Source organism: Propionivibrio sp. (assembly GCF_047602565.1).
Classification (GTDB): Bacteria; Pseudomonadota; Gammaproteobacteria; order Burkholderiales; family Rhodocyclaceae; genus Propionivibrio.
On the sequence record NZ_JASGGX010000001.1, the window covers coordinates 3,015,562 to 3,028,807 of the forward strand.

Genomic DNA, 13,246 nt, shown 5'->3' on the forward strand with positions numbered 1-13,246 from the left:
GCGCGTGCAAACACTTCTCATGGTCGGCTGCGGCGACGTCGCGCGGCGGACGCTGCCCCACCTGCTTGGCCGCTACCGGGTCGTCGCGCTGTTGCGCGATCCCGCGCAGGCGGCGCTCTGGCGCGCGCGCGGCGCGCTTCCCCTGATCGCCGACCTCGACCGGCCCGCCAGCCTGCGACGCCTCGCCGGGCTGGCCGACGCCGTTCTGCATTTCGCGCCGCCGCCCGAATCCGGCCCGCGTGATTCGCGGATGCGCCGGCTGCTGGCGGCGTTGAGCCGAGGGCTCAGTCTACCACGGCGCCTGGTCTACATCAGTACCAGCGGCGTTTATGGCGATTGCGGCGGCGCGCCGGTGGCCGAGACGCGCCCGCCGCGTCCGCTCACCGCGCGCGCCCGGCGGCGCGTCGACGCCGAGCGCCAGCTGCGCCGCTTCGGGCGGGACGCCGGCGTGCGCGTGAGCATCCTGCGCGCGCCCGGCATCTACGCGGCGGACCGGCTGCCGCTCGACCGGCTGCGCCGGGGCACGCCGGCCCTGCGCGAAGAGGACGACGTGTTCACCAACCACATCCACGCCGACGACCTGGCGCGGCTGGCCTGCGCGGCCCTGCGCCGGGGCGGCGCGAACCGGGTGTACAACGCCGCCGACGAGTCGCGCCTGAAGATGGGCGACTATTTCGATCTGGTCGCCGACCGCTTCGGGCTGCCGCGGCCGCCGCGCATCTCGCGGCAGGAGGCGGAAAAGGCGCTTTCGCCGGTGCAGCTCTCCTTCATGAGCGAGTCGCGCCGGCTGGACAATGGCCGCCTGCGCCGCGAGCTCGGCGTGCGGCTGCGCTACCCCGACATCATCGACGGACTCGACGCCGCCCGGCGGCAAGGAGAAGCGAATGGCGTATCTTGAAATGAAGGCGCTGCACATCGTGCTGGTGGTGAGCTGGTTCGCCGGCCTGTTCTATCTGCCGCGCATCTTCGTCAACCTGGCGATGGTGCCGGCGGACAGCGCGGCCGAACGCGATCGCCTGCTGCTCATGGCCGGCAAGCTGTACCGCTTCATGACGCCGATCGGCTACCTCGTCCTGCTCTCGGGCGGCTGGCTGTGGCTGGTCAACGGCATTTCCGGGCCGTGGCTGCACGCCAAGCTGGTGCTGGTGGTGCTGCTGGTCGGCTACAACCACTACTGCCGGCGGCTGCTGCGCGACTTCGAGCAGGGCGCCAACCGGCGCGGCCACGTCTGGTTCCGCTGGTTCAACGAGGCGCCGACGCTGCTGCTGGCGGGGGCGGTGTTCCTCGTTGTGCTCAAGCCCTTTTAGGATTCCATGGAAAAATTCTTCGCCACCTGTCCGCGCGGTCTCGAACCGCTGCTCTCGGACGACCTCGCCGCAGCCGGCGCCACGGACCTGGAGACGGTGCACGGCGGCGTGCACTTCACCGCCGACTGGCGGGCCTGCTACGCCGTCAACCTGCACTCGCGCATCGCCACGCGCGTGCTCTGGCGCGTAGCGCACGGCCGCTACGCCAGGGAGGACGACATCTACCGGCTGGCGCTCGACGCGCCGTGGCCGAAGTGGTTCGGCGCCGCGCGCACGCTGCGCGTCGACGTAGTCGCCGTGAAGAGTCCGCTGAAGAGCCTGGAATTCATCACGCTGCGCATCAAGGACGCGGTGTGCGACCGCTTCCGCGCCGACACGGGCGCGCGGCCGAACGTCGACACGCGCGAGCCGGACGTGCGCGTGCACGGCTTCCTGACCGCCGATGCGTGCACGCTGTATCTCGATACCTCCGGCGCGCCGCTCTACCAGCGCGGCCTGCGCCAGAAGACGGTGGAGGCGCCGCTCAAGGAGAACCTGGCGGCCGGCATCCTGCGCCTGTCGGGATGGCAGCCCGGCACGCCGCTGCTCGACCCGATGTGCGGCAGCGGCACTTTCCTGACCGAGGCGGCGCAGATGGCGCTGAACATCGCGCCGGGGTCGGGCGGGCGCGCGTTCGGCTTCCAGCGCCTGCGCAACTTCCGGCTGGAGACCTGGAAGGAGTTGCTCGATGCCGCGCAGGAGGCGGAAAAGACGGCGCAGCCCATGCAGATCTACGGCAGCGATATCTCGCCGGTGGCGGTGCGTGCTGCGCTGGCCAACCTCGACCGCGCCGGCCTGCTGCCGGCGGTCGAGCTGAGTTCCGGTGATCTCCTGGAGATCGACGCGCCGGCGCCGGCCGGCGTGCTGATCGCCAACCTGCCCTACGGCGAACGCCTGTCGGACCAGGAGGAGCTGGCGGCCTTCTACCCGCAGCTCGGCGCCGCGCTGAAGCGCAAGTTCGCCGGCTGGACCTGCCACCTGCTCACCGCCGACCTGCGCCTGCCCAAACTGATGCGCCTGACGCCGGGCCGGAAGACGCCGCTGTTCAACGGCGCGATCGAATGCCGCCTGTTCGAGTTCGCCATGGTCGCCGGCAGCAACCGGAACGCCGACCGGCCGCGCTGATTCCCGGCCGGCCTTCCCGGCCTACAACAGTCCGGCCGTCCGCAGGCGCCGCAGGCTCCAGCCCCTGCCGAGCAGGATCATCCGCGTGTGCAGGTCCTCGCGCAGGGCAGGCTCGATCTCGGCGCCGAGGTAGCGCATGCGCTTGTCGCGGATGGCCACGAAACCCAGGCAATGACGCCGCCCCAGGGCGTGCCACAAGGCGTACGCGCCTTCCGACTGGCGGGCGCCGCTGATCAGGCAGAAACCGCGCCCCAGCGCCCATTCGTAAACCGCCGTGGCAATGCCGCGCCCCTGGTATGCGGGGGCGTACTTGGAATGGGGCGCACGCACGTGGCGGTCGGTGCGGCGGTCGACCTCGATCAGGCGGTTGAACACGGTATAGCCGGCGAGGCGTCCGCGCGCGGGGTCCTCGACATAGACGTAGTGTTCCCCGTCGGCTTCGCGGTGGCGGAAGACCAGGCCGGGCGGCGCGCCCGGCAGCGCGGCGCAGCCGGACAAGGCGTCGCCGGGCGTGCGCAGCCGCCGGTGCAAGGCATCGAGCTCGGTCTCGATGGTTGCCGGCGGATGCCTGACGTCGATGCGCAATTCGGTCCGCACCGCGTCGAGCGCGCGGGCCGCGCGGGCAAGGAAACGGCCGTACGGCAGGCGGAGGGGGGTTGGCGGCGGGAGGGCGAGCGCGGTCATGGCGATCTCCCTCAACACGGCGCCGGGCCGCACCACCACCCGCTCATCAGTCCGTCGGGCTTGCGCCGGGCGCTGACCCGGGCGCAGCTTTCCCAGGCGTCGACCGGGACGTCGAGCCCGGCGAAGACACCGTAGCCCGCGCCGGCATGGATGGTGTCGCCCGCCTGCAGGCTTTCGCCGGCGCGGATGCTGCCTTCGGCGCGCAGCGTTCCGCCGGCCCTGACGCCCCAGCCCGCGGCCACGTGCATGCCGCAGCGGATCGAGCCGGCGGCGGCGATGCCCCGGTCCGCGCGCAGGCTTCCCTCGACCTCGACGTCGCCGGCCGCGCGCAGGCCGCCGGCGCAGTATGCGTCGCCCGCGCAGTGCAGGCCGGCGCCCAGCTCCGCGTCGCCGCCCAGATGCAGGCGTCCGCCGCAGCGCAGGTCCCAGCCGATCCGGCTTCTGCCGCCGCAGCACAGGTCGCCGGCGGCTTCCACGCACCAGCCGGCGCGCAGATTGCCGGCCACGCTGAGGCGGCCTTCGGCGCGCACGTTGCCGCCGATCCGCGCGTCCCCGCCGACGCTCAGGTCGCCGGCCACGCGCACGCCGCCACCGGCCAGCAGGGCGCCGCCGACCACCGCCGGCCCGCCGATGTGGACGTTGCCGCGCACCTGCAGCGTGCCGGCGAACACGACGGCGTCGGCGTCGAGCGCGTCGAGCGCGCGCACCGCGTCGGTGGGGCCGAACTGCTCCAGCAGCCAGCGGGCGTTGTCGACGCGGCCCGCGGCCACCAGCGCGTCGAGCAGTCCCTGATAATCGCCGTGGTCGTCGAAGCGCTGGATGAACCAGCGGAAACCATCGGCGCAGGGCCGCTTCGCCCTGATCAGACTTTTCGTGAGAACCATGCAACCTCCGTACTCGGCAATGCCGCCGCGACTGCGTCGCGGCCGTTCGGGGCAGTTCCGGCGGAGGTGGTCCGAAGGCGTTCGTTTCCCTGCGGAAGTCAGGCGCACGGGGAAGAGGCCGGCCTCGGCCTCAGACCCCGCGCTTCCCTCTGTCGCGGGCGGATCGTTGGAATGGAGCGCGCCACCGCGCGGACTGCACGTTGAACCCGGCGCGCGTCACGCCGCCGGGCAAGGTGCCGTGCGGGGAGGCTGGGGCGTCAGGCCCGGTGCCGGCCCCGCACGGCCGGAGAGAGCACAGCCGGGGACCCCGTGACCTTGAATGCCCGTTCAGGCAGGACTCCGAGCCGCAGCGAAGGATCGACGCCCGGCCGGCGGCCCGCGGCGCGAAGCGCGTGCCGGTAGGCGTCGGGGCGGCTGGAGTGCATGGCGAAGGGCGGTGGCGGATGGATGGAGGAGTGGCGGATTATAGGCCGGATCGCCGCGGAAATGCGGGATCAGGCGGCCTTGCCGGCGCTGATGGCGAGCTGCGCGGACAGGGCGGCGTGGTCGGAAATCCTCGACCAGGGGTTGCCGCAGTAGACCTGGGCCTGCTTGACCGAAAAGCCGCGCACGTAGATCCGGTCCAGGCGCAGCACCGGCCGTTTGGCCGGGAAACTGCGCACCGGCACGCCCGCCGCGCCGGCGTCCCCGAATATCTCGACCAGGCCGAGGCGCTGGGCCAGCCAGGCGTCGGCTTCGTTGCGCCAGTCGTTGAAGTCGCCGGCGATGATCAGCGGCGAATCCTCGACGGCGGCGCTTTCGAGATAGGTGGCCAGCGCATCCATCTGCCGGCGGCGGGAACGGGCGAACAGCGACAGGTGCACGCACACGCAATGCACCGGGGTCGGCCACTCCGGCACGTCGATCCGGCAGTGCAGCAGGCCGCGCCGCTCGAAGCGCAGGTGGGTGACGTCCTGGTTGAAGGAGTGCCCGATCGGGAAGCGGGAGAGGATCGCGTTGCCGTGGTGGCCGTGGTCGTACGCCACGTTGCGGGCGTAGGCGGTGGCCTGCCACACGTCGGCGGCGAGGAAGTCGTACTGCGGCAGCTCGGGCCAGTTGTCGATGCGCTCGGCGTGCAGGCTGTGTTCGCCCTGCACTTCCTGCAGGAAGACGATGTCCGCGTCGAGCAGGCGCAGCTGTTCGCGCAGTTCATGCACCATCATGCGCCGGTTGAACTGCGAGAATCCCTTGTGGATGTTGTACGTGACGATGCGCAGGCCACGTGTCTTTATGGGACTCACGATACGGCGAGCATCCTTTCCAGCGTCAGCCGCGCCGGGGCGGCCTCGTGTCCGGGCACTTTGATGGGGTTGACGACGTGGCCGTCGGCCAGATTCTCCAGCGTCCAGGCGAGGTGCTGCGGATCGATGCGCTGCATGGTCGAGCACATGCACACGGTCGGCGCCATGAACTGCACGATCTTGCCCTCGGGCTTCACCTCCTCGGCCAGGCGGTTGACCAGGTTGAGCTCGGTGCCGACCAGCCAGCGCGTGTTCGGCGCGGCCTCCTTGACCACCTTGACGATGTGCTCGGTCGAGCCGACGTGGTCCGCCAGCCGGCAGACCTCGAAGGCGCATTCCGGGTGCGCGATGACCAGTCCGTCGGGATGCTCGGCGCGGAACCTGCGGATGTGCGCGGGCTGGAACATCTGGTGCACCGAACAGTGGCCCTTCCACAGCAGCAGCCGCGCCTTGCGGATCTGCTCCGGGGTCAGGCCGCCCAGTTCGAGGTCCGGGTCCCAGACCAGCATCTCGTCGAGCGGGATGCCCATGGTGTGGCCGGTCCAGCGCCCGAGGTGCTGGTCCGGGAAGAACAGGATCTTCTCGCGCTGGCCGAACGCCCACTCGGCGATGGTGCGCGCGTTCGACGAGGTGCACACGATGCCGCCGTGCCGCCCGCAGAAGGCCTTCAGGTCGGCCGCCGAGTTGATGTAGGTGACCGGGGTGAAGTGTTCGTCGGGGTTCAGCACCTCCTGCAGTTCGCGCCAGCAGCGTTCGACCTTGGCCAGGTTGGCCATGTCGGCCATCGAGCAGCCGGCGGCCAGGTCGGGCAGGATCGAGGTCTGCTCCGGCTTGGACATGATGTCGGCGACCTCGGCCATGAAATGCACGCCGCAGAAGACGATGTAGTCGGCGTCGGCCTGCGCGGCGAGGCGGGACAGCTTGAGCGAGTCGCCGGTCAGGTCCGCGTACTGGTAGACGTCGGCGCGCTGGTAGTGGTGGCAGAGGATCACCGCCTTCCGGCCGATGCGGGCGCGGGCGGCGCGGATGCGCTCATGGCATTCGGCGTCGGGCATCTGGCTGAAGCGGGCGAAATCGATGCGGGGGGTGTTCATGCGTGCGGTCTTTCGGAAGCGCCGGCCGCGGCCGGCTCGGATGTCGGGGGTGGAAGCGTCAACTGTGCCAGGGCAGCCCGGCGAACCGCCAGCCGCCCAGCGTACCGCGCCGGCCGGTGGCGGGGTCGATGCCGCCTTCGAAGCCTTCGAGCACGTTGTAGCTCTCGGCGTAGCCGGCCGCCAGGGCCATGCAGGCCGCCTCGTGGGAGCGCGCGCCGCTGCGGCAGACGAACATCACGATCGACTCCGGCGCCACGCGGCGCCTGAGCTCCGCCAGGAAATCGGGATTCGGCTCGCCGCCGGGATAGGTCTGCCATTCGATCTCGATGGCGCCGGGAATGCGTCCGACCCAGTCCCATTCGGCGCGCGTGCGCACGTTGACCAGTTTGGCCGCCGGCGCCTGGCGCCACACCGCCCAGCTCTCCGCCGGCGTCAGCGCGCCTGCGTAGGGCAGGTCGAACGCCTCGGCGCGGCGCCTGGCGTCGTGCAGGATTTCGGTCAGCTCAGTCACGTTTTCCATCGGCTGTCGGTCGTCGATCGGCGAGGGCGGAGTATAAACCCGGAAGCCTCGGGGGAGGGCATCGGGGCGCGGGCGGCGGCGTGCCGCGCCGGCCTTCCTCAGACAGGCGGGGCCGGCGTCCGTTCGCGGGAATTGGCTACCTGGGCTTGCCTGCGTCCGTATCCGTGCATTTTTTCCAGAGGGCGCACTTTGGCGGTGCCCGCCGGGTAGAATCGCGCACCATAAAGGTGCGTTCACGGCGGCCTTATGGCTCAAAAAGGACCCGGCGCACGCCGGCGAACCGTTTTCGGGCCAGTGGCACCGTTTTTGCTAAGTCGCTATCGCACCTTTTTAATCGTCGCCGGAACGTCCGGTAACCGCTGAGGAGATTCTGCAAATGGCAAGCCCACAAGACGTACTCAAGATGATCAAGGAAAACGAAGCCAAGTTTGTGGACTTCCGTTTTACCGACACGCGCGGCAAGGAGCAGCACGTGACCGTCCCGGTCAGCGCGTTCGACGAGGACAAGTTTGAAAACGGCCATGCCTTCGACGGCTCGTCGATCGCCGGCTGGAAGGGCATCCAGGCCTCCGACATGCTGCTGATGCCCGATCCGGCCACGGCGTACGTCGACCCGTTCTTCGACGAGACCACCGTGGTGCTGGCCTGCGACGTGGTCGATCCCGCCGACGGCCGCGGCTACGACCGCGACCCGCGCTCGATCGCCAAGCGCGCCGAAGCCTATCTGAAGTCCTCGGGCGTCGGCGACATCGCCTATTTCGGCCCCGAACCCGAATTCTTCATCTTCGACGGCGTCGAGTGGTCCACCGACATGTCGGGCTGCAGCCTCAAGATCCACTCCGCCGAAGCGGCCTGGAATTCCGGCGAGCGCAACGAGGGCAACGGCTTCTCCGGCCACCGTCCGGGCATCAAGGGCGGCTATTTCCCGGTGCCCCCGGTTGACAGCCTGCACGACATCCGTTCGGCCATGGTGCTCACGCTCGAATCGCTGGGCATCCCGGTCGAAGTGCATCACCACGAAGTGGCCAACGCCGGCCAGTGCGAGATCGGCACCGTGTTCAGCACGCTGGTCCGCCGCGCCGACTGGACGCAGACGCTCAAGTACGTGGTGCATAACGTCTCGCACCAGTACGGCAAGACCGCCACCTTCATGCCCAAGCCGATCGTCGGCGACAACGGTTCCGGCATGCACGTGCACCAGTCGATCTGGAAGGACGGCAAGAACCTGTTCGCCGGCAACGGCTACGCCGGCCTGTCCGAACTGGCGCTCTACTACATCGGCGGCATCATCAAGCACGCCAAGGCGCTGAACGCCATCACCAATCCGGGCACCAACTCGTACAAGCGCCTCGTGCCGCACTTCGAGGCGCCGGTCAAGCTGGCCTACTCGGCGAAGAACCGTTCGGCCTCGATCCGCATCCCGCACGTCGCCTCGGACAAGGCGCGGCGCATCGAAACCCGCTTCCCGGACCCGATCGCCAACCCCTACCTGTGCTTCTCGGCGCTGCTGATGGCCGGGCTGGACGGCATCCTGAACAAGATCCATCCGGGCGACGCGGCCGACAAGAACCTGTACGACCTGCCGCCGGAAGAGGATGCGAAGATCCCGACCGTGTGCGCCAGCCTGGAAGAGGCGCTGGCCTCGCTGGACAAGGACCGCGAGTTCCTGACCCGCGGCGGCGTCTTCTCCAACGAGTGGATCGACGCCTACCTCGAACTGAAGATGGACGAAGTGAACAAGGTGCGCATGACTACCCATCCGGTCGAGTTCGAGCTGTACTACTCCTGCTGACCGGCGGGCCGGCGTGAAAAGGAAAGGACGGGGCCGCCCCGTCCTTTTTCCATTCGCCGCCTCCGGCATGGCGCGTTTGATATTGCCTGATCCATCCCATACACTGATGCACGGTGAATCGAAGCGCAACCGGACAATTACGGATGAATGGGATGATGAGGCTATTCTGCAGGTTCTGCCTGGCGGCGCTGGCGGCGACGGCCGCCGCGGCGCAGGCGGACGTCATGTATCAATGTATCGACGAACAGGGCCACAAGACGTTTTCCAACGTCAAGCTGGCGGACAAGGGCGTCAAATGCACGGCCATGGATCTCGGCCCGGCGACCACCATTCCGGCGCCCAGGCCGGCGGCGTCCCCGGCCGCCCGGCCGGGCTCCCCCGCCGGTTTCCCCCGGGTCGGGGAGTCGGCCCAGAAGGAGCGCGACAATGACCGGCGGCGCATCCTGGAAAACGAACTGGAGGCGGAGCGGCGCAACCTCGACCAGGCCCGCAAGGACCTGGCCGAGCAGGAGGCCATCCGCACCGGCGACGAGCGCAACTACCAGCGGGTGCTCGATCGCCTCGAACCGTACAAGAACAAGGTGGCCTTGCACGAGCGCAACATCGAGGCCATCGAAAAGGAAATCGCCAAGCTGCGCTGAACGCCGCGCGGGGATCGCACATGACTGAGGCGGCGGCTCACCCGTTCGGCGGCCTCGATCTGCTGTCCTCGTCGGTCGTCCTGCTCGACGCGGACCTCGCCATCCGCCACATGAATCCGGCGGCCGAGCATCTGCTGGCGGTCAGCGGCAAGACGGTCTGCGGCAGCCGCCTCGACGCCGTGGCCGGGTGTCCGGGCACGCTGACGGAGGCGCTGGCCAACGCACTCGCGCACGGCTGGAGCTACAGCGGGCCGAACACCGAGATCCGGCGCAACGACGACGAAGCGCTGCACCTGAACTGCTCGGTCAGCCCGGTCGAGGCCGGGGCAGTCCGGCTGCTGGTCGAGTTCTGGCCGATCGACCCGCAGATCCTGCGCGCCACGCGCGAGGAGCGGCTGCTCGAACAGCAGTTGGCCAGCCGCGAACTGATCCGCAATCTGGCGCACGAGATCAAGAACCCGCTGGGCGGCATCCGCGGCGCGGCGCAGCTCCTGGAGCGCGAGCTCAACAATCCGGGCCTGCGCGAATACACGCAGGTGATCATCAAGGAGGCCGACCGGCTGCAGGACCTGATGAAGCGCCTGCTCTCGCCGCACCGGCCGATGCAGCCCGGCGCGGTCAACATCCACGAAATCCTGGAGCGCGTGCGCAGCCTGCTGACCGCCGAGTTCCCGGATTCGCTGGTGATCCGCCGCGACTACGACACCAGCCTGCCGGAGCTGGTGGGCGACCGCGAGCAACTGATCCAGGCCGTGCTCAACGTCGCGCGCAACGCCGCGCAGGCCATCATGAAGCGGCCGGAAGGGGAGGCGGCCGGCCAGATCACCTTCCGCACCCGGGTCGCCCGCCAGGTCACGCTGGCCAAGCGGCGGTTTTCGCTGGCCCTGGAGCTGCAGGTCATCGACGACGGTCCGGGCATCCCGGAGGACATCCGGGAGCGCATGTTCTACCCGCTGGTCTCGGGCCGCGAGGGCGGCAACGGCCTCGGGCTGACCCTGGCGCAGAGCTTCATCCTGCAGCACCAGGGCACCATCGAATGCCAGAGCCGGCCGGGGCACACCTGCTTCACCATCCGCCTGCCGCTGAGCTTGGGCGACGGCAAGGCGGCGGGCTGATGGCAAGCTAATTGCTTGAACCCGCCCATTGCGATCACCATGCTTGAGAAGTCAATGAAACCTGTCTGGATTGTCGACGACGACAAGTCGATCCGCTGGGTACTGGAAAAGACCCTGTCGCGCGAGCAGACCCCGTTCAAGAGCTTCGCCTCGGCCAGCGAAGCCCTGGCGCAGCTCGAAACGGGCGGCGAGGCGCCGCAGGTCCTGGTGTCCGACATCCGCATGCCGGGCGAGTCCGGGCTGGACCTGCTGAAAAAGGTCAAGGAGCGCTTCCCCGCGCTGCCGGTGATCATCATGACCGCCTATTCCGACCTGGACAGCGCGGTGGCCGCCTTCCAGGGCGGCGCCTTCGAATACCTGCCCAAGCCGTTCGACGTCGACCAGGCGCTGGAACTGATCCGGCGGGCCATCGACGAGAGCCTGCACCAGGGTGGTGCGGCCAGCGAGGTCGGCATGGTGCCGGAAATCCTCGGCAAGGCGCCGGCCATGCAGGAGGTGTTCCGCGCCATCGGCCGGCTCAGCCAGTCCTCGGCGACGGTGATGATCACCGGCGAGTCGGGCACCGGCAAGGAACTGGTGGCGCGCGCCCTGCACCGGCACAGCCCGCGTTCGGACAAGCCGTTCATCGCCATCAACACCGCGGCGATCCCCAAGGACCTGCTCGAATCCGAGCTGTTCGGCCACGAGCGCGGCGCCTTCACCGGCGCGGCCACGCAGCGGCGCGGCCGCTTCGAGCAGGCCGAGGGCGGCACGCTGTTCCTCGACGAGATCGGCGACATGCCGGCCGAACTGCAGACGCGCCTGCTGCGCGTGCTGTCCGACGGCAACTTCTACCGCGTCGGCGGGCATTCGCCGATCCGCGCCAACGTGCGCATCATCGCCGCCACGCACCAGAACCTCGAAGCGCGGGTCAAGGACGGGCTGTTCCGCGAAGACCTGTTCCATCGCCTGAACGTCATCCGGGTGCGCCTGCCGAGCCTGCGCGAGCGGCGCGAGGACATCCCGATCCTGGCCCGCCACTTCCTGCAGAAGAGCGCGCAGGACCTCGGCGTCGACGCCAAGCGCATTTCCGACGCGGCGCTGCGCCAGCTGTCGGTCCTGGATTTTCCCGGCAACGTGCGGCAGCTGGAGAACGTCTGCCACTGGCTGACGGTGATGGCGCCCGGCCAACTGGTCGACGTCGGCGACCTGCCGCCGGAACTGCGCGAATCGGCGCCCGCATCCGGCGGCGCTGGGGACTGGGAGAGCGGGCTGGCGCAGGCGGTCGACCGGATGCTGGCGAGCGGCGACGGCCCGGTGCACGAAAAGCTCACCGACGCCTTCGAGCGCGTACTGATCAACCGCGCCCTGGCGCACACCGGCGGCCGGCGCATCGAGGCCGCGCTGGCGTTGGGCATCGGCCGCAACACCATCACCCGCAAGATCCAGGACCTCGGCCTCGACGGCGGCCGGGCCGACGAAGCGGAGCACCCCGCCGGCTGATTTTCTCCCTGCCCGGAGCGGAACGCGAGAAACGAGCGGCGGGCGGCGGATTCTAGGATAATGGCGGCCTCGAACGGTGCCGCCATGTCCGATGCTCCCTCCCTGCTGATCGATCCGCTCCGCCTGCATGCCCTCCTGGAAGAGGCCAGCGGCCGTCTCGACGTGGTCGCCGTGGCCGAATGCGCGTCCACCAACACCGCGCTGATGCGGCGGGCGGCGGCGGGCGCGCCGTCGGGGACGGTGCTGGTCACCGACCGGCAGACCGCCGGGCGCGGCAGCCGGGGGCGCGCGTGGGCCGCCTCGCCCGAGGCGAGCCTGACCTTTTCCGTGTTGTGGACGTTTCCCGGCGGGCTGACACGCCTTTCCGGGCTGTCGCTGGCGGTCGGCGTGGCCGTCGTGCGCGCGCTCGCCCGCTGCGGCGCGGCCGGCGTCATGCTCAAGTGGCCGAACGACATCCTGCACGGCGACGCCAAGCTGGGCGGCATTCTCGTCGAGTTGGACGCCGACGACGCGGCGGCGCGCGTCGTGGTCGGCATCGGGCTGAACCTGCGCCTGCCGGCAAGCATCGGCGAAGGCGCCGCGCTACCGCCGGCGGCGCTGGACCGGATCGTCGCCGCGCTGCCCGACCGGCACCTCCTGCTGGCCCGCCTGCTGGTCGAACTGGCGCGGGTCTTCGACCGCTTTTCCGCGGACGGCTTCGCCGGCCTGCGCGACGAATGGCATGCCTGCCACGCCTGGCAGGAGCGGCCGGTGCGCCTGCTGCGCGACGGCCGCGTCGAGAAGGAGGGCGTCTGCGCCGGCGCCGACGCCGACGGCGCGCTGCTGGTGCGCACGGCGGACGGCCTGGAACGCTGCCTGTCCGGCGACGTGTCGCTGAGGCCGCGATGATCGTCGCCATCGACGCCGGCAATTCCCGCATCAAATGGGGGCTCCATGACGGCCGGGCCTGGGTGGAGCGCGGCAGCCTGCCGACCGAGGAGGTCGACCAACTGGCCGGGGTCGCGGGCCGCTGGCCGGGCGGCGCGGACGTCGCGGCGTGCTGCGTCGCGGGGCCGGCGGTCGAGGCGGCCATCGCGGTGGCCGCCGCCGCGTCCGGCCATCGGCTGCATTGGGTGCGCGCCGGCGCGCCGTCCGCGCACGGCGTGCGCAACGGCTACGAGCAGCCAGAACGGCTCGGCGCGGACCGATGGGCGGCGCTGATCGGCGCGCGCGCCAAGACGGCGGGCGCCTGTCTGGTCGTCTGCGCGGGCACCGCGACCACCGTCGAACTGGCTCGACGCCGC

At 70.0% G+C, this 13,246-nt stretch carries 13 protein-coding genes and 1 pseudogene; 9 read left to right on the forward strand and 5 right to left on the reverse strand.

Annotated elements, in window-relative coordinates; genetic code table 11:
• Positions 1–4 precede the first annotated feature (4 nt).
• From QM701_RS14175 to QM701_RS14185, 3 genes are read left to right on the forward strand one after another with little or no spacing between them, the layout of a single operon-like run.
• Positions 5–898 carry an SDR family oxidoreductase gene (locus QM701_RS14175; protein WP_415167691.1) on the forward strand — a complete coding sequence of 298 codons (894 nt, stop codon included), beginning with the start codon at positions 5–7 and terminating at the stop codon, positions 896–898.
• Positions 885–1,307, forward strand: a complete 423-nt coding sequence (locus tag QM701_RS14180) for a CopD family protein (RefSeq protein ID WP_415167692.1) — start codon at positions 885–887, stop codon at positions 1,305–1,307. The genes QM701_RS14175 and QM701_RS14180 overlap by 14 nt, the downstream gene beginning before the upstream one ends.
• Before the next feature lie 6 nt (positions 1,308–1,313).
• Complete coding sequence (locus QM701_RS14185) at positions 1,314–2,471, forward strand: THUMP domain-containing class I SAM-dependent RNA methyltransferase (protein WP_415167693.1); 1,158 nt, start codon at positions 1,314–1,316, stop codon at positions 2,469–2,471.
• A gap of 21 nt (positions 2,472–2,492) precedes the next feature.
• Here the strand turns inward: QM701_RS14185 and QM701_RS14190 are convergent, their stop codons facing one another.
• From QM701_RS14190 to QM701_RS14210, 5 genes are all read right to left on the reverse strand, one after another.
• Positions 2,493–3,155, reverse strand: a complete 663-nt coding sequence (locus QM701_RS14190; protein ID WP_415167694.1) for a hypothetical protein — start codon at positions 3,153–3,155, stop codon at positions 2,493–2,495.
• 11 nt (positions 3,156–3,166) lie between these two features.
• Positions 3,167–4,039: a hypothetical protein gene (locus QM701_RS14195; RefSeq protein ID WP_415167695.1), complete on the reverse strand. Its 873-nt coding sequence runs from the start codon at positions 4,037–4,039 to the stop codon at positions 3,167–3,169.
• A gap of 494 nt (positions 4,040–4,533) precedes the next feature.
• Positions 4,534–5,319 carry an endonuclease/exonuclease/phosphatase family protein gene (locus QM701_RS14200; protein WP_415167696.1) on the reverse strand — a complete coding sequence of 262 codons (786 nt, stop codon included), beginning with the start codon at positions 5,317–5,319 and terminating at the stop codon, positions 4,534–4,536.
• The gene (gene nadA / locus QM701_RS14205) at positions 5,316–6,413 is read right to left on the reverse strand and encodes a quinolinate synthase NadA (protein ID WP_415167697.1); all 1,098 of its coding nucleotides are present in this window, start codon (positions 6,411–6,413) and stop codon (positions 5,316–5,318) included. Before nadA ends, QM701_RS14200 begins: the two co-directional genes overlap by 4 nt.
• A 58-nt stretch (positions 6,414–6,471) precedes the next feature.
• Entirely contained in the window at positions 6,472–6,924 is a 453-nt protein-coding gene (locus QM701_RS14210; protein WP_415167698.1) for a rhodanese-like domain-containing protein, read from the reverse strand.
• Positions 6,925–7,309: 385 nt separating this feature from the next.
• On the opposite strand from QM701_RS14210, the gene glnA reads away from it, so the two are divergent.
• The 6 genes and pseudogenes from glnA to QM701_RS14240 form a co-directional block, all read left to right on the forward strand.
• A complete protein-coding gene (gene glnA, locus QM701_RS14215) occupies positions 7,310–8,725 on the forward strand; it encodes a type I glutamate--ammonia ligase (protein WP_415167699.1) in 1,416 nt (471 codons plus the stop codon).
• A 152-nt stretch (positions 8,726–8,877) separates the two neighbouring features.
• Entirely contained in the window at positions 8,878–9,366 is a 489-nt protein-coding gene (locus tag QM701_RS14220) for a DUF4124 domain-containing protein (RefSeq protein WP_415167700.1), read from the forward strand.
• A 20-nt stretch (positions 9,367–9,386) separates the two neighbouring features.
• Positions 9,387–10,481, forward strand: a complete 1,095-nt coding sequence (glnL, locus tag QM701_RS14225; RefSeq protein ID WP_415167701.1) for a nitrogen regulation protein NR(II) — start codon at positions 9,387–9,389, stop codon at positions 10,479–10,481.
• A gap of 54 nt (positions 10,482–10,535) precedes the next feature.
• Positions 10,536–11,963 (forward strand): nitrogen regulation protein NR(I), encoded by a 1,428-nt coding sequence (gene ntrC / locus QM701_RS14230; protein WP_415167702.1) that lies wholly within the window; start codon positions 10,536–10,538, stop codon positions 11,961–11,963.
• Between the two features lie 84 nt (positions 11,964–12,047).
• On the forward strand, positions 12,048–12,851 hold the full coding sequence (locus QM701_RS14235; protein ID WP_415167703.1) for a biotin--[acetyl-CoA-carboxylase] ligase: 804 nt from the start codon (positions 12,048–12,050) through the stop codon (positions 12,849–12,851).
• Positions 12,848–13,171: pseudogene (locus tag QM701_RS14240) on the forward strand (type III pantothenate kinase); the annotation flags it as partial. The gene QM701_RS14235 and the pseudogene QM701_RS14240, both read left to right, overlap by 4 nt.
• Between the last annotated feature and the right edge of the window lie 75 nt (positions 13,172–13,246).

Excerpts from the sequence above, each read along its gene's own strand:
- glnA (WP_415167699.1), top strand. The coding sequence starts at position 7,310 with ATGGCAAGCCCACAAGACGTACTCAAGATGATCAAGGAAAACGAAGCC.
- ntrC (WP_415167702.1), top strand. The coding sequence starts at position 10,536 with ATGAAACCTGTCTGGATTGTCGACGACGACAAGTCGATCCGCTGGGTA.
- QM701_RS14185 (WP_415167693.1), top strand. The coding sequence starts at position 1,314 with ATGGAAAAATTCTTCGCCACCTGTCCGCGCGGTCTCGAACCGCTGCTC.
- glnL (WP_415167701.1), top strand. The coding sequence starts at position 9,387 with ATGACTGAGGCGGCGGCTCACCCGTTCGGCGGCCTCGATCTGCTGTCC.
- QM701_RS14220 (WP_415167700.1), top strand. The coding sequence starts at position 8,878 with ATGATGAGGCTATTCTGCAGGTTCTGCCTGGCGGCGCTGGCGGCGACG.
- nadA (WP_415167697.1), bottom strand. The coding sequence starts at position 6,413 with ATGAACACCCCCCGCATCGATTTCGCCCGCTTCAGCCAGATGCCCGAC.
- QM701_RS14190 (WP_415167694.1), bottom strand. The coding sequence starts at position 3,155 with ATGACCGCGCTCGCCCTCCCGCCGCCAACCCCCCTCCGCCTGCCGTAC.
- QM701_RS14180 (WP_415167692.1), top strand. The coding sequence starts at position 885 with ATGGCGTATCTTGAAATGAAGGCGCTGCACATCGTGCTGGTGGTGAGC.
- QM701_RS14195 (WP_415167695.1), bottom strand. The coding sequence starts at position 4,039 with ATGGTTCTCACGAAAAGTCTGATCAGGGCGAAGCGGCCCTGCGCCGAT.
- QM701_RS14235 (WP_415167703.1), top strand. The coding sequence starts at position 12,048 with ATGTCCGATGCTCCCTCCCTGCTGATCGATCCGCTCCGCCTGCATGCC.